The 20,347-nt window shown below is 49.2% G+C and carries 19 protein-coding genes; 7 read left to right on the forward strand and 12 right to left on the reverse strand.

What is annotated here, in order from left to right; all coding sequences use genetic code 11:
- Window positions 1–237: 237 nt before the first annotated feature.
- The gene (locus CGC65_RS19940) at window positions 238–774 is read right to left on the reverse strand and encodes a GNAT family N-acetyltransferase (RefSeq protein WP_002565155.1); all 537 of its coding nucleotides are present in this window, start codon (window positions 772–774) and stop codon (window positions 238–240) included.
- Window positions 775–972: 198 nt separating this feature from the next.
- Here CGC65_RS19940 and CGC65_RS19945 point away from each other — a divergent pair, with 198 nt between their 5' ends.
- From CGC65_RS19945 to CGC65_RS19960, 4 genes are all read left to right on the forward strand, one after another.
- The gene (locus tag CGC65_RS19945; protein WP_007037152.1) at window positions 973–1,872 is read left to right on the forward strand and encodes a LysR family transcriptional regulator; all 900 of its coding nucleotides are present in this window, start codon (window positions 973–975) and stop codon (window positions 1,870–1,872) included.
- Between the two features lie 155 nt (window positions 1,873–2,027).
- Window positions 2,028–2,702 (forward strand): response regulator transcription factor, encoded by a 675-nt coding sequence (locus CGC65_RS19950; RefSeq protein ID WP_002565157.1) that lies wholly within the window; start codon window positions 2,028–2,030, stop codon window positions 2,700–2,702.
- Window positions 2,699–3,766 carry a HAMP domain-containing sensor histidine kinase gene (locus tag CGC65_RS19955; RefSeq protein WP_002565158.1) on the forward strand — a complete coding sequence of 356 codons (1,068 nt, stop codon included), beginning with the start codon at window positions 2,699–2,701 and terminating at the stop codon, window positions 3,764–3,766. The genes CGC65_RS19950 and CGC65_RS19955 overlap by 4 nt, the downstream gene beginning before the upstream one ends.
- A gap of 587 nt (window positions 3,767–4,353) precedes the next feature.
- The gene (locus CGC65_RS19960; RefSeq protein ID WP_007037154.1) at window positions 4,354–5,556 is read left to right on the forward strand and encodes an MFS transporter; all 1,203 of its coding nucleotides are present in this window, start codon (window positions 4,354–4,356) and stop codon (window positions 5,554–5,556) included.
- On the opposite strand, the gene CGC65_RS19965 is transcribed toward CGC65_RS19960, so the two are convergent.
- From CGC65_RS19965 to CGC65_RS19985, 5 genes are all read right to left on the reverse strand, one after another.
- On the reverse strand, window positions 5,542–6,852 hold the full coding sequence (locus tag CGC65_RS19965; RefSeq protein ID WP_002565160.1) for a sensor histidine kinase: 1,311 nt from the start codon (window positions 6,850–6,852) through the stop codon (window positions 5,542–5,544). The genes CGC65_RS19960 and CGC65_RS19965 overlap by 15 nt on opposite strands.
- Window positions 6,845–7,570, reverse strand: a complete 726-nt coding sequence (locus CGC65_RS19970) for a response regulator transcription factor (protein ID WP_048928794.1) — start codon at window positions 7,568–7,570, stop codon at window positions 6,845–6,847. Before CGC65_RS19970 ends, CGC65_RS19965 begins: the two co-directional genes overlap by 8 nt.
- Window positions 7,571–7,703: 133 nt before the next feature.
- Entirely contained in the window at window positions 7,704–9,074 is a 1,371-nt protein-coding gene (locus tag CGC65_RS19975) for an ABC transporter permease (RefSeq protein ID WP_002565162.1), read from the reverse strand.
- Window positions 9,071–11,689 (reverse strand): COG1361 S-layer family protein, encoded by a 2,619-nt coding sequence (locus CGC65_RS19980; protein WP_002565163.1) that lies wholly within the window; start codon window positions 11,687–11,689, stop codon window positions 9,071–9,073. Before CGC65_RS19980 ends, CGC65_RS19975 begins: the two co-directional genes overlap by 4 nt.
- A gap of 2 nt (window positions 11,690–11,691) precedes the next feature.
- On the reverse strand, window positions 11,692–12,393 hold the full coding sequence (locus CGC65_RS19985) for an ABC transporter ATP-binding protein (protein WP_002565164.1): 702 nt from the start codon (window positions 12,391–12,393) through the stop codon (window positions 11,692–11,694).
- Between the two features lie 170 nt (window positions 12,394–12,563).
- Between CGC65_RS19985 and CGC65_RS19990 the strand changes: the two genes are divergently transcribed.
- The gene (locus CGC65_RS19990) at window positions 12,564–13,097 is read left to right on the forward strand and encodes a hypothetical protein (RefSeq protein WP_002565165.1); all 534 of its coding nucleotides are present in this window, start codon (window positions 12,564–12,566) and stop codon (window positions 13,095–13,097) included.
- A gap of 116 nt (window positions 13,098–13,213) precedes the next feature.
- Window positions 13,214–13,579 (forward strand): hypothetical protein, encoded by a 366-nt coding sequence (locus tag CGC65_RS19995; RefSeq protein ID WP_002565166.1) that lies wholly within the window; start codon window positions 13,214–13,216, stop codon window positions 13,577–13,579.
- A gap of 300 nt (window positions 13,580–13,879) precedes the next feature.
- Here CGC65_RS19995 and CGC65_RS20000 read toward each other — a convergent pair whose 3' ends face one another.
- Window positions 13,880–15,262 (reverse strand): MATE family efflux transporter, encoded by a 1,383-nt coding sequence (locus CGC65_RS20000; protein ID WP_002565168.1) that lies wholly within the window; start codon window positions 15,260–15,262, stop codon window positions 13,880–13,882.
- A 123-nt stretch (window positions 15,263–15,385) separates the two neighbouring features.
- Between CGC65_RS20000 and CGC65_RS20005 the strand changes: the two genes are divergently transcribed.
- Window positions 15,386–15,952, forward strand: coding sequence for a PadR family transcriptional regulator (locus CGC65_RS20005; RefSeq protein ID WP_002565169.1), 567 nt, complete (start codon window positions 15,386–15,388; stop codon window positions 15,950–15,952).
- On the opposite strand, the gene CGC65_RS20010 is transcribed toward CGC65_RS20005, so the two are convergent.
- The 5 genes from CGC65_RS20010 to CGC65_RS20025 form a co-directional block, all read right to left on the reverse strand.
- A complete protein-coding gene (locus CGC65_RS20010) occupies window positions 15,914–17,131 on the reverse strand; it encodes an MFS transporter (protein WP_002565170.1) in 1,218 nt (405 codons plus the stop codon). The genes CGC65_RS20005 and CGC65_RS20010 overlap by 39 nt on opposite strands.
- A gap of 43 nt (window positions 17,132–17,174) precedes the next feature.
- A complete protein-coding gene (locus tag CGC65_RS32120; protein WP_007038335.1) occupies window positions 17,175–17,300 on the reverse strand; it encodes a hypothetical protein in 126 nt (41 codons plus the stop codon).
- Window positions 17,297–17,650, reverse strand: a complete 354-nt coding sequence (locus tag CGC65_RS20015; RefSeq protein ID WP_002565172.1) for an MGMT family protein — start codon at window positions 17,648–17,650, stop codon at window positions 17,297–17,299. Before CGC65_RS20015 ends, CGC65_RS32120 begins: the two co-directional genes overlap by 4 nt.
- Before the next feature lie 224 nt (window positions 17,651–17,874).
- A complete protein-coding gene (locus tag CGC65_RS20020) occupies window positions 17,875–18,567 on the reverse strand; it encodes an L-ribulose-5-phosphate 4-epimerase (protein ID WP_002565173.1) in 693 nt (230 codons plus the stop codon).
- A gap of 89 nt (window positions 18,568–18,656) precedes the next feature.
- Window positions 18,657–20,267, reverse strand: a complete 1,611-nt coding sequence (locus tag CGC65_RS20025; RefSeq protein WP_002565174.1) for a xylulokinase — start codon at window positions 20,265–20,267, stop codon at window positions 18,657–18,659.
- Window positions 20,268–20,347: the final 80 nt, after the last annotated feature.

The following is a 20,347-nucleotide window of genomic DNA, read 5'->3' on the forward strand; positions in this document are numbered from 1 at the left end:
CTCAACTGATTCCTAATATTAAAGGTTGAAGATTAATTCAACATTAACAAAACAGGTATGAATGTCATTTATTTCACGTGATTCTGTGAATTTTTTGTGACTTTACCTGATGTCTGATGCAGCAGCATAAGCTGTCCGAAAACAGAACTAAAAGACAGGCAGGTACACACATACGGTACCTGCCTGTCTTTTAGTTCTGTTTGGACTTGCGATGGAGGCGATGACAGCCAATGTGAATTAAACTGCTCCATTGACGCCGGCATCCCTCTTAAGCATTTTTTCATAAGCATATTTGACACTGTTATCAAACCATATGGTTCCGCAGTAGTCAAAACCGTTCTTTTCCAAGACATGCCTCATAATAGCATTTTTCTCATCGGTGTCAACCCGAACGCTGTAAATTCCATTTTGAATACACAGCTCTTCAATGAGCTGAAACGCAATACTTGCTATACCATGCCCACGGTAAGCCCCGGATATTGCCATACGGTGGACTACCGCATAGGGAAGATCGCTTTTCCAGCTGCCCTGCAGCGTTTCATAGGACGCCTCACCCGCAAAATCAATGCAGAGGTATGCCGCAGCGTCAGAACCCTCCTCGATAAAATATCCCCGCCCATGCGCCAGGTCCCCGATGATGGTTTCCATATCCGGGTATCCGGTCTGCCACTGGTCAATGCCCTGCGATTTTAAGAACTCTTTGGCTTCATCGATCAACGCCATTGCTTTCTCTGCTTCTTTCCTATTTGCTGGCTGTAAAATAAATCGTTCCATACGTTGTACCTCCGTCATTTTATTTTTGACTCTCCTGAATTTTCATTCCGCAAAACCATGTGAAAAGGAAACCAGCTTTGACAAATCGAACTTGCCCTCCTTCCTCTTGTCTGTTATAATAACACAAAACAATGCAGCGAACAAATCAAAGTATTTATATATATAGTTCAATTTTATTGAAGTATTGGAGGAAAACCCATGGAGCTTAAATGTTTAAGAACATTCCGCACGATTATTGATGAAGGCGGTTTTTCCAAAGCTGCCAAAAAGCTGAATTATACACAGTCTACCATTACGTTTCAAATGAATCAGCTTGAACGCGACTTATCCACTACTTTATTTGAAAAAATCGGCAGGAAAATGGTTTTGACAAAGGCAGGAGAGCATCTGATTCCTTATGTGGATGACATTCTCCAGTCCGTGGACAAGTTATCTTTTTTAGGCGAACATTTATCGGAATACCAGGGAGATATCCAGATCGGCGTTGGCGAAAGTCTGCTATGTTACAAACTTCCCGCTATTTTGAAGGAATTTCACAGGCAGGCTCCGAAAGCCCGTTTGTTCCTGCGCTCTATGAACTGTTATGATATTCGGGATGAGCTTTTCAGCGGCGGATTGGATTTAGGCGTATTTTATGAGGATGTGGGAGGTTTTGGCTCGAATCTTGCGGTTAAGCCTTTAGGTGATTATCCCGTGGTTTTGGTGGCGTCCCCCGAAATACAAAACAGATACCCGGATTTTGTGACACCGGACAGAACCATTCCGCTCCCTCTCATCATCAATGAACCGAACTGCATTTTCCGGCAGATTTTTGAACAATATCTTCGTGATAAATCAATTATTCTCGACCATACCATTGAGCTGTGGAGTATTCCCACAATCAAAAATCTTGTTAAAAACAATGTGGGGGTTTCCTTTCTTCCCGAATTTACAGTAACAGAGGAATTAAACCGTGGTGAATTGGTGAAAATTCCAACCACTATTTCAGGCACAAAAATCACTGCCGTCTGCGCGCACCATAAAAACAAGTGGGTCAGTCCGCTCATGCAGCTGTTTATCAGTTTATGTGATTCGGTTTCCTGCGGCAGGGAGCGGTAACCGGCCTCTCTGCGTCTGGTATCGCGATTGTAAAACATAAACATCCTAAATAAAAAAATAAATATTCTTTCATTTTCTGATGATTCGTTTATGTTTACTTTATAAAAAGATGTTATATATGTATAATGAAATGTAGCAGAGGGAGGTAATGGAACATGTTTCAGATACTGGTTGCGGAAGATGACAAGAATACCCGGCGGCTGATGGAAGCTGTACTGAAGGAACACGGCTACCATCCCATCCTGGCATGCGACGGCCTGGAGGCCTTGAAATTATTAGATACCCACCATGTAGACCTGGTTATCCTGGACATCATGATGCCCGGCATGGACGGCTATGAGTTCACCAGACAGCTGAGGGCTACAGATTACACCCTGCCCATTCTCATGGTCACCGCCAAACAGCTGCCGGAGGACAAACGGAAGGGATTCATTGTTGGAACAGATGATTATATGACAAAGCCCGTGGATGAGGAGGAGATGATTCTGCGCATCCGGGCCCTTCTGCGCAGGGCACAGATTGTGAACGAACGGCGCATCACCATCGCAGATGTGTGCCTGGATTACGACTCCCTGACCGTAAGCCGAGGGGATGAAAGCCAGACGCTGCCCCGCAAGGAGTTCTATCTTCTTTACAAGCTCCTGTCCTATCCCGGCAAGATATTCACCCGTATCCAGCTCATGGATGAGATATGGGGCATGGAATCCCAGTCGGACGACAATACCATCAATGTACACATTAACCGGCTTCGCAAGCGTTTTGAGGATTATCCCGAGTTTACCATTGAAACCATACGCGGCCTGGGCTACAAGGCGGTGAAACATCTATGAGACACAGGAGAAACCGTAAACCACTGGGTACCATGACCCTCATACTGACCGCAGGTATCTTCTTAATCATGCTCACGGTCATGACCCTGCAGGGATTTTTGATGTACCTGTACTGGAGGATTTTCTACCAGGCTGATATTCCCATCCCCCAGTTCTGGCGCCCCATTCCCCTGCTGGCCGTGCTCAGCGCCGTGGTTGGCGCCGGCCTCACCCTGCTCTTAAGCCGCATCCCCCTTAAGCCCATCCGCGACCTGATTGAGGCCATCAACCAGCTGGCGGACGGCAACTTCAAGGTGCGCATCCACCTGGACCTGAACCGTGAATTTGAACGCCTCTCCGAAAGCTTTAACCGCATGGCCCAGGAACTGGAGAACACGGAGCTGCTGCGCTCTGACTTCATCAATAATTTTTCCCATGAATTCAAGACTCCCATTGTATCCCTGAGAGGCTTTGCCAAGATACTGAAAAATGACAGACTCACAAAGGAGGAACGGGACGAATATCTGGATATCATCATAAGTGAATCCAACCGTCTGTCCCAGCTCTCCACCAATGTGCTGAATCTGTCCAAGATAGAAAAAATGAGCATCCTGTCCGATATGGAATCTTTTGACCTGTCGGAAGAAGTGCGCCAGTCTGTCCTGCTGCTGGAATCAAAATGGCAGAAAAAGGACCTGGAACTGTTTATTGATATGGATGAACTGGAATACCGCGGAAATAAGGCGCTCCTAAACCAGGTATGGATTAACCTGATTGACAACGCCATCAAATTTTCCCCTCAGAACGGAAAGATAAAACTGAAGCTGCACAGGAAGAAAGACCAGGTGGTTTTCCAGATTCTGGACAATGGATGCGGCATGGATGAGGAGACAAAGAACCATATATTCGACCGTTTCTACCAGGGAGACAGCTCCCATACTGCAGAGGGAAACGGCATTGGCCTCACGGTGGTGGAAAAAATCGTACACCTCCACAAAGGTCAGATCCGAGTCGTCAGCGAGGCCGGTATCGGTACCACCTTTACGGTGAACCTTCCTATTATCCCACCGCCTTCGGTTCTGTAAGTTTCTGTGAATTTTTCCGGCGATTTTCCGGTGATTTTCTATGTGAATTTCCCGGCGTGTATTTTGCCATGAATTCTGCCATGAGTTTCCCCGGTAAAATTTCTTTGACATACCGCACATTTTCTGATATGATGATTTTACTTTACAAAAGCCACTGCACGAAGCCCGGAAAGAACCCGCTAAGTGCCGGTGACATGTATCGCATGGAAGCGTCTGAAAGACAGGCGCCAAGTGTTCATAACAAGGAGGGCGTTTGATGTATTTATCCATTCGTTTAAGATAAGCAGCAATTAAATAAAACCTGATATGGTTTTTTTGTTGTGCCTGTTTTACGGATGAGATGCAGATACGCCTGATATATTTTTATGTAATATGTGAATTGCCCGCCGCTGATCCGGGGGACAGTTTGTTTTCTACATACAGGCAAGGCAGATAGAACCGTAATGGCTTTATCTGCCTTTTCATGTTGTATTTATATTGTATTTATGCAGTATGTATGCTCTATACAGCCAAAACAGGCTTTGGGACAAACCCAAAACAGGACGCCATGTCAGGTCAGATCCAGAATACGGAAAGGATTTTTTAATATGAATGATTATTCAAGATGGAAACAGAAATTTCTGACCATTGCAGCAGGCCAGACTGTCTCCCTTATCGGAAGCTCTGCTGTCCAGTTCTCGCTGATTTGGTGGCTGGCCAGCGAAACCGGCTCTCCCATGATGATGGCGTTATCCGGCCTGGTGGCATTTCTGCCCCAAATCTTCCTGGGTCCCTTTGCCGGGGTGTGGATTGACCGCCTGAAGCGGAAACATGTGGCCACTGCAGCGGATATGTTCATCGGCTTGGTAGCCGTGGTCTTTGCTGTCCTCCTGTGGGTGGGCCATCCTCCCTACTGGTCTGCCTGCGCGGTTCTGGGCATTCGGGCCCTGGGAAGTGTATTCCATACACCTGCCATCCAGTCCATCGTGCCGCAGCTGGTACCGCCGGACAAGCTGGTCCGGGCCAATGGCTGGAACCAGTTCATGCAGTCCGGCGCCTTTATGCTGGGACCTGTCATAGGAGCTGCCATGTATGCCGCGCTGCCGCTTCCGGTCATCCTGCTGACTGATTTTATAGGCGCATGTGCTGCCAGCCTTACAATGGCGGTGGTAACCATCCCTGAACCGGAACACAGCCATCAGGAGGCCCCTCATTTAATCCGGGAAATGAAGGAGGGGCTTAGCATCTGCATGAGCGACCGCAGGCTGATGAAGCTGACTGCGGCCGCAGCCATTACCATGGTATTTTATCTGCCCCTGGCCTCCTATTATCCGCTGATGTCCAGCACTTATTTTAAGGCCAGTGCATGGCATGGAAGCGCGGTGGAATTCCTCTATGCCCTTGGCATGATGGTATCCGCCATCATATTCGGCAGCCTGGGCAAGGTAAACAATAAACTGAAGGCCTCCTACCTGGGACTGGCCGGAAGCGGCATCACCTGCTTTATCTGCGGCATCCTGCCCTCTGATATGTGGGCCTGGTATGTTTTTGCAGCGACCTGCATGTTCATGGGCGGGGCCGGCAGCGCCTACAATATTCCATTCGTGGCCTATCTGCAGGAGACCATACCTGCAAAAGCCCAGGGACGGGCCTTCTCCCTCTTGGGAAGCATCATGTCCTTAGCCATGCCTGTGGGGCTCCTCATATCCAGCCCTGTAGCCCAGATTTTCGGGGTAAATATGTGGTTTTTGGTATCGGGAATCGGTATTCTGGCTGTGGTGGCTGTATGCTGGCTTTCAGGAAACGATTAGGGGAAGGCTTATCTTTGTCAGGAAAAAACCGGCTTCCCGGCCGCTGTAAAAACTTCCGCCATGGTCCCCAATGATTTTAGCGCAGGTCTTAAGGCCGATTCCGGTGCTCTCCTTTTCCTGCGCGTCCTCTGCCACATAATTGCCAAAACAGATGATAAGACAATCCGCCCGCTGCTGATAGGATACGGTTACCGGGCGGTTCCTGTCTGCGTATTTGAGCAGATTGGAAAATATATTTCCGAATACCCGGCGGCACAGATTAATGTCCGCCAAAAGCCTGCAATTGATTTCATCGGAACTGCGCCTGATGTCAAAGCCCTCGCTCTCCATGTCAAAAAGGCTCTCCTCCACGATTTGGCCCAGGAATTCAGCCCCATTAACCTCCTCTGCCTCAAGCTCTTCCCTTTTTCTTCCATAAACAATGAAATATTCAAACAATTTATCTGAAAGTTCCTTTATCTGGTATGCCTTATCCCGAATGGAATTCAGATACTTTCTCTGCTGCCCCCGGTCTTCCCCCTTCTCCATCTGAAGTATGTCCACATAACCTAACAGGGACGTCAGAGGAGTGCGCAGATCATGTGACATGGCAGTGACCAGCTCACGGTTGGCCTTTCCCGCTTCCTCCTCTTTCTGCTGCCGTTCCTTGATGGCACAGCGCATGGCATCAATTTCCGCTGCCAGGGAGGCAAGCTCATCCTTCCCCTTTACCGTAATCCGGTAATCCAGGTCCCCGCCTTTTAATATCTGTATCTCCTGTTCCATCAAATCTATGTACCTGATTTTTCCGCGAATCAGCATGACCAGCATCAGCGCAAACACTGCCATGGAGATCACGCCTCCCAGCACACTGGCGGCAGCATAATATCCATATTCCACATAATAGCTGACCCCTGCCTGGGCAGTCCCGTCTGCAAATTTCACCTCATAAAGCCATGAGGTATCTTCCCACTCATTCATTTCCGGAACCATAACCATCACCTTGGCGTCATTGCTGTACCGAAACCTGCCGTCTTTATAGATGGTTATGAGAAGGTTCTTTTCTCCCGACGCCCACTTGTCCAGCATTTTACCGTCATTCGTGGACAGTCCGTTCTCTGTCACATACGCCTGAAGCCGCTCCACGCAGGCCTGTTCCCTCAGAATCATTCTGTCCTCACTGAAAAGCACACGGTCCAGGATACCAAAAAGCAGTGTATTAAGGGCCATGTAGAGAGCCAGTGAAACAAGGGCCGACGCCACTGCCGCCAGGGTAAGCTCTGTCCCCAGCCTGCTGATTCTCCTGCTCTTACTCAATCCGATACCCCTTTCCCCATACATTGACAATATACTTTGGATTCTTTGGGTCCGCCTCCAGCTTCCTGCGGAGATTCCTGATATGTACCATCACCGTGTTATTGGCGCTGTAAAAATAGGCTTCCCCCCACACGCTCTCATAAATATTCTCAATGGTAAACAATTTTCCCCGGTTGGACGCCAGCAGTAAAAGGATGCGGTATTCCAAATCCGTAAGAAGAATTTCCCGGCTGTTTTTCATGACCTCATTAAATGATTTCTGAATGACCAGATCCTTAACAGTTATGGATTCCTCCCCATCCTCCTCCTTGCCTTTATACACATGGTACCGGCGTATCATGGCCTTTACCCTGGCCGCCAGCTCCGCATAGGAAAATGGTTTTGCCAGATAGTCGTCACCTCCTGCCCCAAATCCCATGGTCTTGTCGGAGTCCTGGGTGCGGGCCGTGAGGAACAAAATGGGCGTATTTAACTTCCTTCGTATCTCTGCGCAGGCAGAAAATCCATTACGTCCCGGCATCATTACATCCAGTATAATCAGGTCAAATGTATCGTCTGCCGCAGACGCAGCCTGCTCCCCGTTCTCTGCTTCCACAACCTGGTATCCCTCACTTTCCAGCAGGATTCTCACTACCTCCCTTATCTCCGGATCGTCATCTGCAAATAAAATCTTCCGCTTGTCCAACCTGACACCTCTCTTTATAATGGCGTGTTTCATTTTTAACCATCCGGGTATGGATGTTCCGGGATGGCCAAACTATCTTCATTATATCTCAGATATTCTCTTACTTCCACCAAATAGTCCTATTGATTCAACTGTTTTTGTCCCTTCTTCCAGCTGTTCTTTCCCGTCAGTCATGCTTGATTGCCTCCAGCGCTGAAATCTTTACTGCTTTGCCAGCCGGATAATAACCTGCCCCCACGCCCACTGCAATGGAAAACAGGACCGCAAACAGGGACAGCCACCACGGTATCACGGACAGCCTGGAAGGAAGCCCCGCCATGTCCGCTTCCATGGCTCCGGCCATGGATGAGGACGACATTCCTTCGGAGGTCATATTCATGACAAAGGATATGGCATAACTGAATACAGTCCCTGTCACTCCTCCTAACAGCCCGATGCAGCCCGCTTCCAGAAGGAATATCCTTCTTATGTCCCTGACAAAACACCCCAGCGACTTCATAACTCCTATTTCCCTTGTCCGCTCAGATATGGACATAATCATGGTGTTGGTAATTCCCAGGGCTGCCACAAACAGGGAAATGGCTCCCAGGCCGCCTAACATCATCTGTTTCTGTCTGGCCTCCCGCTCCATAGGCTTTCGGATGGTCTCCATGGAGCTGGTCCGAAAGCCCATACGTTTTATTTCCGTCTCCACCTCCGCCACCTGGTTCATATCCTTTACCTTCACCAGGGCGCCTGAATATCCCTTTTTCCACTCCGGCTTCCTGCCGCTCAGCTTAGCCTGCTGGTCCAATAAGGTCTTAAGCATTTCCAGGTCCATCACAAGCCCCATGGATGTCTCCTCTCCTTTTCCGTAATCCTCCTTCATTCTTCCCGCGGCTTCCAGCTGGCGCGTGATTTTCTTATCATCCTCCTTATCGCTGCTGATATCCAGCGTATAGGCTGTTTTCATGGAATCAAAATATGGCTGGGGCTTCACAGGCATTCCACTTTCATCCAGGTTATCATATCCGCTGTACATATCAACCGTGTTTCTGCCGGAAGGCCTCTTGGTGTCCTCAAACATATAGGCAAAATTCTCCCCCACAAAGACACCATCCCTTCCCCCCTTGTCCCAGGTCCCGTCCGTCAGCTTGTATCCCATGGCTTCGGCTGCCTTTACGTCAATGCCCACAATGGTGGTGTAGGCGGACTTGTAACGCCGGTTTCTTCCGGCATACAGGGTGATGGGGATGTTTTCAGCTGTAAGTTTTGGCGTGACTGCCTCCACTGATTTCATTTCCTTTAAACGCCGGATTGCCTGGTTATTCAGCTTTGCCGAGCGGCTCCCTTTGCCGGCCGAATATACATTGATAATGGTCAGATCTCCCATCTGGGCCAGCATGTTCTTCTGTGCCTCCTTCATTCCGATTCCAATGGATATCATAATGACCACGGAGCAGCAGCCTATGATGACTCCCAATACAGTGAGAAAGGTCCTGCTTTTATGGCGGGTCAGATTCTGGAGACATATGGTGAGTAAGTCCTTTGTTTTCATGTTTTATCTTCCTCATTTTCCGATGGCTGATCACGGCTGTCCTCCAGTTCATTCCGGCCATCCAAGACCTGGCTGTCCTCCAGTTCATCCCAGCCTTCCAAATCCTGACTGTCCTCCAGTTCATCCCAGCCTTCCAAATTCTGACCGTCCTCCAGTTCATCCCAGCCATTCTGCTCCTGGCACCGGCTGCGGTCCTTCAATCCTTTGGCTTTTTTTCTCTTAATCCACAGAATTCCTGACACCAGTGCTGCAGTTAGAATACCGGCCATCATTTTCCAGTTCATTTTCCTTCCCCCATCCATTTCTCCGTCCATCATATCTGCGCCGTCCGTTTCTTCAGCAGCTCCTTCTTTCACCTCGAATGTCACAGGAATCTCCATGGTCCTTATCTCCATGGACTCGTCCTCATATGTCACTTTTACCCTGCCCTCAAAGGTCCCTGCCTTTTTCGGGGTTGCTATAAAATCAATGGTCCCGCTTTTTCCCGCATCAAAATTCCCCAGATTCAGGCTTCTGTCAATTACCTGTATGTCCCCTTCCAAACTGGCTTCCACATTGTACACCTGTCCTCTTCCCTTGTTTACATAGGGAAGCGAGATGGTGGTCTCCTCATTCTGACGGATTTCCTCCACAAAAGAGGGCGGGCTCACCTGGAACCGGTCTGGCTGGTAAACCGGCACTGCAATGGTTTCTGCGGCAGTAGACTGTTTTCTCTCTGTTTTATCAATGTACTCATATTTGCACGATATGGTTATCTTAGGGGACTGTACCTTGGAATCCTTTGTCTGGAACAATGCCTGGACATCCACCTGCTGTGCTTTTTTCTCACCCGGCCCCATCTTTGGAACATAAAATGTGTTGGAGGACGAGTTGATAGATAAACCTTCTCCTGTTTCCAGCGAAATGACCACGTTTTCTATGGGAGACACCTGACTGGTATTCATAAACTCCATGTTCAGACGAAACACCTGGCCTGCTGAGACTTTATCTCCATATGTATAATTAGTCAGTATGATATTTGGCGTGGGGGCTCCCGGAGTGGCTGTCTTGCCATTGGTAGGCACCACGATTCGTTGGGAATACGTACCCTGGACCGTTCCCTTATCTGTATCATAATCAAATTTCAAGGTGATACCCAAAAGCTGGGATGCTGCTGACGACAATTCGGATCCCGCCTTAAGGTTCACAGACACGTCCACGGACTGTCCCGGCCCTATATCCCCAATCTGCCGTGTATCGGTTGCCTCCAGAAGAGATATCTGGTCATTTGGCTCAAAGGTAGCTGTAAGATTCCGTATTCCTTTGACTGTGTCGGTATTTTCCAGTTTTAAAGTAATCTGAAACGGCTGGCCGGAACTCACTGGTCCCATAGGTCCCCTGTCTATGAGCAGCACGGGCTGTCCTGTAGCCGTGCCTCCTTTTACAGGCAGAAGCACCTTTTGCACAGAGGCAGCCGATGTAAGCTGTCCTCCTGAATAATAGTTGTATTTTAACTCCAAATCAATAAGCTGGCTGGGACCGGATATATCCTGTCCCGCTATCAGATTGAATTTAACCAGCTCGGCTCTCCCGGTATCCAGGCGGCTAACGATCCTTGTGTTAGTGTCACCGCCTATGAACAGGGAACTTCCCGGCGATACATTTACCACCATATCCTCGATATCCGCATCTTTACTGGTGTTCTCAAGCTCCACTTCCAGCGTGAAGTGGTCACCGGGGCCAACGGGATTTTGCGGCGAGATTCTCCTGACTCTTATGATTGGCTGCCCTGTGGTACTTCCCGTATCCCCATTTTCCCTGGGAGCCGACTCCTCGCATTCCGAAATATTTACTTCCAGCTGTTCAGAGGGAATTCCGGAACTCTTAAATCCCACCTTCAGCCTCAGAACATCCCCCTTTCCCGTATAAGTAAGCCTGGTAAACGTCACTGTAAACTCCAGGTCGTCCTCCTTGTCCGATGTGATCTTTACCTTTGGATTTTCCCCATTGCGGAAGCTGTCGCTGAGTTTTGTTACCGTTACTCCCCGTTTTCCCACCTCACTTGTCTTGATTCCATTGCTTCTTACATTGACCACCACCTTTGCCTGGCGCCCTTTGCGCAGCACATCCAGGGTGTCCTTCGAACCGCCCGGTGCAAAAATCTCATACTCACCCACCCACAGGCTTCCACTTCCCGGGGCACCATCGTCCGGATTATTGGAATCCTCCTTTCCTCTGACCCGTCCTCCGCTGCCCTCCTGGCTGCCGCCGTCCTGAGCCCCGCTGACGGAATCAGCCCCTGAACCGCCTGTCTCACTGCCCATCTCACGGCCCGTCCCACTGCCCGGCTGGGATGTTCCCGCTACACCGGTTTCCGTTCCGGCACTTTCTGTTGTGCTGTCTCCTGCTCCGTTGGCTCCTGCTCCGTTGGCTCCTGCTGCTCCGGCTTCCATTCCTCCAGTCCCCTCTCCAGCCATTCCGCCTTCGTTTCTCTCATTAATCCCTTCTGCGGCAATCGTTTCCCGCCCCCCGGAACTGTCTGTCTCCTCTGCCAAAGCATTTCCGCACATTCCTATTATCATAGCAGTTGAAATCATCACTGCCGCTGCCCGTTTGAGCCTTCCTGTTATCTCCATCCTCACTGTCCTTTCCTTTCATCTCCCGTTATGATTCCGTCCACCAGGGTCACGATTCGGTCCGCATACCTGGACATGCCCGGGTCATGGGTCACCAGTATGATGGTCTGGTTAAATCTTCTGGCAAAGCCCATGACCATGTCCATGATTTCCGCTGTTGTTTTTGTATCCAGATTTCCGGTTGGTTCATCTGCAAACACTACCTCAGGTCTGGACACAAATGCCCTGGCTATTCCCGCTCTCTGCTGCTGGCCCCCGGACATCTGGGAGGGATAATGATGAAGCCGGTGTGAAAGCCCCACACGTTTCAGCATTTCTTCTGCCATGGCCTCCCGCCTCTTCCGGTCCATTCCCTTAAACATCAGGGGCATAGCCACATTTTCAACCGCTGTCATGGACGGCAGCAGATTATATGACTGAAAGATAAAGCTCATATGTTCCTGCCGGAAAGCGGCCAGTTCCTCCTCATTCATATCCGATATATTTTTCCCGCGGATAAACACCTGTCCTTTTGTGGGTTTCTCCATTCCGGCCAGTTGATTCAAAAGCGTACTCTTTCCTGACCCCGACGTTCCGAAAATACAGCAGACCTCGCCTTTATAAATCCTCAGATTAATCCTTTTAAGGGCCACCACTTCCTCGTCCCCCATCCGGTAAACCTTGCGCACATTTTTAACATATATGATTGGTTTTCCATGGTCCATTATCTTGTCACTCCTCTTTTTATGTGTCTATGATAGAAAATAATCCCCTGGAAAATACCTCATATAAATCTTAAGAAATCTTAATTTCACACATGTCTGTATTTTGGGATGACCTTTTGCTATAATGGTTCCATATGAACGGATAACTGCCGGAAAAAGGAGGAGAGGAAATGAAAGGCGCGATTCTCGAAAAAGGTGAAACAGGTTACACCTATCTAAAAAAACTGTTCCTTTCAATCCGCCACGCCCAGAAGGACTTTAACTGGCTCATCACCGACTGTCAGTGCTGTACCCAAAGCGAAGCCTTTTATCAGAGAATATTCCAGTATGACCGATATGGCTGGCTCTCCGGAGAGGAGCTGACCCGCATGGTTGAGACAGAGGATTTCCAGTGGATTGGGGCTGTTCTCTCCGGCTTCCCCCGGCATATCTCCCTGGACCAGGTACTGGAATACGACCTGCCCTATGCTGACATGTACACCGGATTCTGGACCAATCCTGTCTCCATCCAGCACCCCCTGGCCCAGGTGGAAATTGTTCCCTGGGACAGTTCCTGCACCCTTGTCATAAGCCGGAATCACAGGATCGTGTCGGATTTCATGGATGGTTTTCCCCTTAGCAGGGATTTATCTCTGTACAATGAGCAAAAGGGAATCTTTGATGAGTCGGATGAACTGGAGCGCTGGCTTTCGCAGCACAAATAGGGCCTTGCTCCAAAATCCTCTGCCCATAGGAAAAAAGCCCAATACAAAAAGAAACTCCATTTCGGAAGGAGGTCTAATTCCGGAATGGAGTCCGTTTTCAGGAAAGGAGCACAATATTGGAACATACATTTTGGACCGCACTGGACAAATTAGTGGAACAGTCAGAGATTATCATAGACCGTCCAAAGGGGTCGGTTCATCCCGTACATCCGGACTTTATCTATCAGGTGGATTATGGATTTCTGAGAAATACATCATCCATGGACAGGGAGGGCATAGACATCTGGGCAGGCAGTGACCATACGGCCGGGATTGACGCCATCCTGTGTACGGTTGATTTGTTGAAACGGGATTCTGAAATCAAAATTCTCCTGGATTGTACGGAGGAAGAAAAGATGTTGATATACAAAGCCCACAACGATACCTCATGTATGAAGGGCATCTTAATACGCCGAACCGCAGGGATTTCTTATAAACCATGAGAGAATTATCAAAATTACCAACTTAAGCAGTCAGGCCCATTGAGCCGCTTTTATGAATACCTCTGTCAAAAATAAGATTCCCATAAGTAATTATTAAATATTTTCATATTTTATTAAGAGGCTGCTCAAACTTTTGACATATCTGAACTGTATACTTTAGTCATAGATAGATAAAACATCCTGATTAATACAATATACAGCTTTTTCATACCCAGCCGGCGCGACCCCATCGCGCCGGCTCCTCTCCTTTTCAGGGATACATAATCCTATCCTCCCGTACTCACCGTCTTATACCACTGTTCATCTTATACCACTGTTCATCCCAAAATCCCCCTTTCCCTTCTTTCCTATATCCCTATTCAAATGAACAGCCATGAATAAGGCTGTCATGGCGGAGAGAACATCTGCCGCCGGCTGCGCATACAGGATGCCGTTTAATCCCCACAGCGCCGGGAAAACCAGGATAATGGGAACAAAACAAATTCCCTGTCTGCATGCCCCAAGAACAAACCCCTCCCCTGCCTTTCCAAGAGCCAGGAACAGAGAGGAATACACGGTGTAGAATCCAAATAACAGGAAGGATAATCCATTGGCCTTAAGAGCCTTTTGTCCTATACGGATCATTTCCATGTCGTTCTTTGTAAACCGTGAAATGACAGGGCCGGAGAAAACTGCCATAGTAAGTCCGAATACCGCGCAGAACAGGGTGGACCACACCACCGATATCCTGATTGCCTCATGAAGGCGCTCATAGTTCCCTGCCCCGTAATTATAACCGGCAATGGGCTGAAATCCTTTGATGAATCCAAATACCATCAGGCTTCCCAGGGAAATCATTCTTGTGACAGCTCCCATCCCGGCAATCACAGAGTCCCCATACGGCTTTGCCTGCATATTAATCATGGTGATGGAGAGGCTGGTCAGCAGCTGGAAGGCCAGAGTGGGAATCCCTATTTTCAGTATCTCAGACATGATTTCATTGGAAAAACAGCAGTTCCTGAAACGAAAGCTGAACATGCTCCTTCCGCTGATAACATAATACAGATAGATCAGGGTGGAAACTGCCTGTGAAATAGCCGTGGCAATGGCTGCTCCAGCCACTCCCAGCTTCAGGACATAGATAAAAACAGGATCCAGGACCATATTAAACGCAGCGCCTGTCAGCAGAACGCACATGGTGGTCCTGGCTGCGCCCTCGCTGGTCACAATATTATTCATGGTGACGTTAAACACATTGAATATGGATGACACCACATAAATACCCGCGTATGTAACAGCATAGGGAAGTATACTGTCCGTTGCTCCCAGACACTTTAACAGGGGCTTCAAAAAAATGACCGCGCAAAGGATGACCGCCGCTCCCACAAAAATACTGCTGTACAGGGCCGTGCTTGCCGCCCTGTCCGCAGTCTCCCTGTCCCCGCGGCCTAACAGTCTGGATATATAGGATGCCCCGCCGTTTCCAAAGAGTAAGCCCAATCCTACCACGACCTGCCCCAGGGGAAACGCAACGGAAATCGCCCCCATCTGACTTGTCCCCAGACCTCCCACAAAATAAGCATCCACCAGGTTATACAGCGCATTAATCATCATTCCAATCATGGTGGGCAGCCCCATGGCTAACAGTGCCTTTGGTATGGGCGCGTTTCCCAGCAGCTCCATTTTCTTATTACGTCCTTCCATCTTGTACTCTCCTTTCACTTGACACAACTTGTAAAATATAGTACTATAAATTATAGTAAAATGGCCATAGGGCACATGATACTATAATTTATAGTACTTGTCAAGAGAAAAAAGGAGGTCGCCATGGCAACCATAGATTTAATTGTACTGGGTATTTTAAAAAAGGAATCCCTGAGCGCCTATGATATCCAGAAGCTGGTAGAATACCGGAACATTTCAAAGTGGGTGAAAATCAGCACCCCATCCATCTACAAAAAAGTAATCCAGCTGGAAGAAAAGGGATATATTAAGAGCAATATGATAAAAGAAGGAAAAATGCCGGAAAAGGCAGTCTATTCCCTGACAGAAGCCGGTGAACAGGCATTTGAAGGCCTGATGTTGGAAATTGCGTCCAAACCAATCCACATCTTTCTGGATTTTAACTCCGTCATTGTAAATCTGCCAAGCCTGTCCCCGGACAATCAGGCAGATTGTCTGGACAGGATTGAACAGAACGTGAACATTTTAAAAACATACCTGGAAGAAAATATCTCGCTGAAAGAACATTTGCCGGAGATTCCTGAGACAGGTATGGCAGTGCTGCAGCAACAGTTCATCCTGGCCCAGGCAATTGAATCATGGATTGCCTCCCTGAGACATACTTTGCCGGAATCATCCGTCCATACAGTGCCGCAAAGCAGGAAGAGTTAAGGCAAACACCGCTATCCCCAGTGTTGCCCCGCCGGATATCAGAAACCAGTTCTCGATTCCCAGCGGACCGGCCAGGGCTCCTGACAGAACAAGCCCCAGCGGCATTGCCGCCATGCTGATACTGCCGGACAATGACAGCGCCCTGCCCAGGTATTCCCCCTGAATTTTGATCTGATAAATGGATGTCTGTACCCCAAAATAAAAGGGGACAGAGATTCCCATGAAAAATGACAGGAAGGCAAAGATATAAAATCCTTGCGGAGGCAGCAGGCCGGTTATCAGGGTACCGGCTCCATATATACCTATGGACCCGGCGATTGCCTTTATCTTGTCTATCCGTCCGCCCCATATACCCAGGGAAACAGAGCCAACCAGGGTACCCGCTGCAAAAACAGTCTCCACCAGCCCCGATTCCCTGACACCGCCGTTAAAATAAGACATGGTAATCAGAGGATACAGGGTCCCTATGGGAAAATATATGACTGCATATAATGCGCCAATCACCAGCAGCTCCCGCATTCCGGGTACACTGCGCATAACGTTGTACCCCTCCTTGACCTCTGCCAGAAGATTCGTTTTTTCCTTATCTTCCCTGAAAATTCCCGGTATATCCACTGCCACCAGGGTACCCACTGCAAAAAACGCTCCCAACACATCCAGCATCAGAATGGCTTTCAGCGGGAACATACTGTACAATACAGCCGCAATGGCAGGACTGGCTATCATGGACGCAGATTCAAAGCTCTGTGAATAACCGGCATATTTTGTCAGCTGGTCCTTTGGTAAGATGGACGGCATAATAGCCTGAAGGGACGGGGCGTAAAACGCATTGCCAATGCTTCGGATGAATAATACAATAAAAATCAGCCAGATCGGAATGTCCCCCCAAATACCTGAAACAGCCAGTGCCACACAGGCTGAGGACATCACCAGATCCGAGCAAATCATGATTTTCTTCCTGTCATGCTGGTCTATCAGCACGCCGATGAACATTCCCAGTACGGCCTGGGGCAGGAACCCGGCCAGCGTTGCAAAGGAAAGAACGGCCGCTGACTTTGTCTTTCCGGTTATATACCATATGATTGCCATTTGTACAATAGAGCTGGTCAGGGTCGATATACCCTGGCCGGTCCAAATTACAAAAAACTTCTTTCTCCATCCTGCAAACTGCTGTTCCATGGTTTTTTCCGCTGCCTCCTCTGCTGCTCTTTCATTGTCAACGTTACGCTGTCACATGGTTTCTCTCTGTCTCATGGTTTTTCTCCGTCTCATGGTTCTCCCCGTCACATGGTTTCTCTCCGACGCATATTTTCTCTCCGCCATATATCATCCATCCTCCGGAATTCATATCCCCTCCCGCTCAAATATCTCCTTCAGCCTGAGGGCGTCCTCCAGCGTATTCTTCCATCCATCCCGTTTCATGTCCACGCGTCCCTCCGCCGATACCAGGACCTCTTCCTCCTCCAGAAGCATTCTCTGCAGGTCCGGATGTTCAAAGGACGCTGCGCCGGTCAGATATCCCTGGCTGTTGACCACACGGTGGGCCGGAACTTCTCCGGCCAGACCGCGGTTCAGCGCATAACCCACCTGCCTTGCGTTTTTCGGTTTTCCGCAGAGCAGGGCGATTTGACCATAGGTAGCTACCTTTCCTTCCGGCACTGTCCTCACCGTAATTCCCACCCGTTTATAAAAATCCATCTTCCTTATCCTCCGGCAGCAGCCATGCCCATTTATCTCACTTATTTTTTCGGAATCCATTTCTATATATCTGAATCCTGCCCACAAAAAGTATATATATATTGTATCATGAAGCATACCATTTAAACAGACAAAATACAAAACCCAAAAAGCCCCCAGGACAAATCCAAAAACACAGGACTGCCCCGAAGGCCTTCTTACTATTTCATATACATCTGCTGCATTTATTTCCCCTGTCCGTAATAAGCATTGGGCCCATGCTTGCGCATGAAATGCTTATCCTGCATACACTGGGGAGCTGGTCCTGCCTGGGGATTGATGAGTTCCGTCATGAAATTCATCCTGGCAATCTCCTCCAGCACAACGGCATTGTGGACAGCCTCAGCCGCGTCCTTCCCCCATGTAAAGGGACCATGGTTTTTACAAAGCACAGCCGGAATGTAAACCGGGTTCTTGCCCTGGAAGGTCTCAATGATAACCCTTCCAGTATTCATCTCGTAGCCTTCCTCGATTTCCTCTGCCGTCAGGTTTCTGGCGCAGGGAATCTCACCGTAAAAATAGTCCGCATGGGTGGTGCCGTAGCAGGGAAGAGCCCTGCCTGCCTGTGCCCAGGCCGTTGCATGAGGGGAATGGGTATGGACAATACCGCCAATCTCCTTAAACGCATTGTACAGCTCCACATGGGTGGCTGTGTCGGAGGACGGGTTCATCTCACCCTCCACCTTATTGCCCTCCAGGTCCATGACCACCATATCAGATGGCTTTAACACGTCGTAATCCACCCCGCTGGGCTTTATGACAAACAGTCCCTTTTCCCGGTCAATTCCGCTTACATTTCCCCAGGTGTAGGTGATAAGGCCCCTGCGGGGCAGCTCCATATTGGCTTCATATACCTTTTGTTTCAATTCTTCTAACATAATCTGTATCCGCTCCCGTTCCTGTTAATCCTTCTGTGCTCCACAGCTTAGTCCTTCTTGTTCACAGCTTAGTCCTTCTTGCTCACAGCTTAATCCTTCATATGCTCCACAGCAGCCTTCTCAATGGCAAGCCCCTCTGCATACCGCTTCATGAATGCCTCGAATCCTTCCACATCCTCTTTCACAGGCTCCATTCTGGTTCCCTTATCCCCGGCAAAAACCTTGTTGGCCAGGTAAGCGTCCAGGGTCTCGCCCTCCTGCCTGCACCGCATGTAGGAGGCCAGCAGCGCAATGCCCCAGGCACCGCCTTCACCGGCTGTCTCCATGACAGACACCGGCGCGTTCATGGCTCCTGCCAGGATTCTCTGTCCCACACCCTTTGTCTTAAAGAGACCGCCGTGGCCCAGAATACTGTCCACCTTCACATGCTCCTTCTTAAGCAGGATATCCATGCCGGTCTTAAGGGCGCCCAGGGATGTATACAGGTGTACTCTCATGAAATTTGCCAGGTTAAACCGGCTGTCCGGCATACGCACAAACAGGGGACGGCCTTCCTCAAAGTGTGTGATGTGCTCTCCTGAGAAATAATTGTAGGCCAGCAGTCCGCCGCAGTCGGAATCTCCCTCCAGGGCCTTGTTGTAAAGGGTTCCAAAGAGCTGGTTCATATCTGCCTTCATACCCATGGCCTCTGAGAACTCCTTAAACAGGTTCACCCATGCATTCAAATCCGACGTACAGTTGTTGCAGTGCACCATGGCTACCATATCGCCGGCCGGCGTGGTCACCAGATCAATCTCAGGATATACGTGCTCCAGTTCCTTTTCCAATACCACCATGGCAAACACGCTGGTACCGGCAGACACGTTTCCGGTGCGCACAGCCACGCTGTTGGTGGCCGCCATGCCGGTGCCTGCGTCGCCCTCCGGCGGACACATGGGAATGCCGGCTTTCAGGTTTCCGGATGCATCAAGAAGCTTTGCCCCTTCTTCCGTCAGGACACCTGCGTCCTCTCCCGCCACCAGAGCCTTGGGCAGGATGTCCCGCAGCTTCCATGGGAAATTCTCTCCTGCTACCAGTTGGTCAAACTGTTCCACGCGCTTCTGGTCAAAATCCCTGGCATGGATGTCCACCGGGAACATGCCTGCCACATCACCAATGCCCAGAACACGTCTGCCTGTCAGCTTCCAGTGCACATATCCCTCCAGTGTAATGAGGTAGTCGATATCCTTCACATGCTCTTCTTTATTGAGGATGGCCTGGTAGAGATGGGCAATGCTCCATCTCTGAGGGATATTGTACCGGAATACCTCTGTCAGCTTCCCGGCGGCAGGACCTGTAATGGTGTTCCTCCAGGTGCGGAAGGGCACCAGAAGCTCGCCCTCTTTATCAAATGCCATATAACCGTGCATCATGGCTGAAAAACCAATGGAACCAATGGTGGTCAGGGTGATGCCGTAGGTTTCCTTCACATCCTCAGCCATTTTGCCGTAGCAGTCCCGGATGCCGGTCCAGATATCCTCCAGGGTATAGGTCCAGATGTGATCCACATACCTGTTTTCCCAATCATGACTGCCGGAGGCAATGGGTGTGTGGTCCTCACAGATAAGGACTGCCTTAATCCTGGTGGAGCCCAGCTCTATGCCCAGGGAAGTATTTCCATGCTCAATCTGTTCTTTTATCTTATTTATATCTAAACTCATGAATTGCCCCTCCACTTACTCATTAAGGAGCGGGCCTGAGGGCACAGTAAAAATATGCTCCCAGGGTCCGCCCCATATAT

The sequence above is a fragment of the Enterocloster bolteae genome (assembly GCF_002234575.2).
Classification (GTDB): domain Bacteria; phylum Bacillota; class Clostridia; order Lachnospirales; family Lachnospiraceae; genus Enterocloster; species Enterocloster bolteae.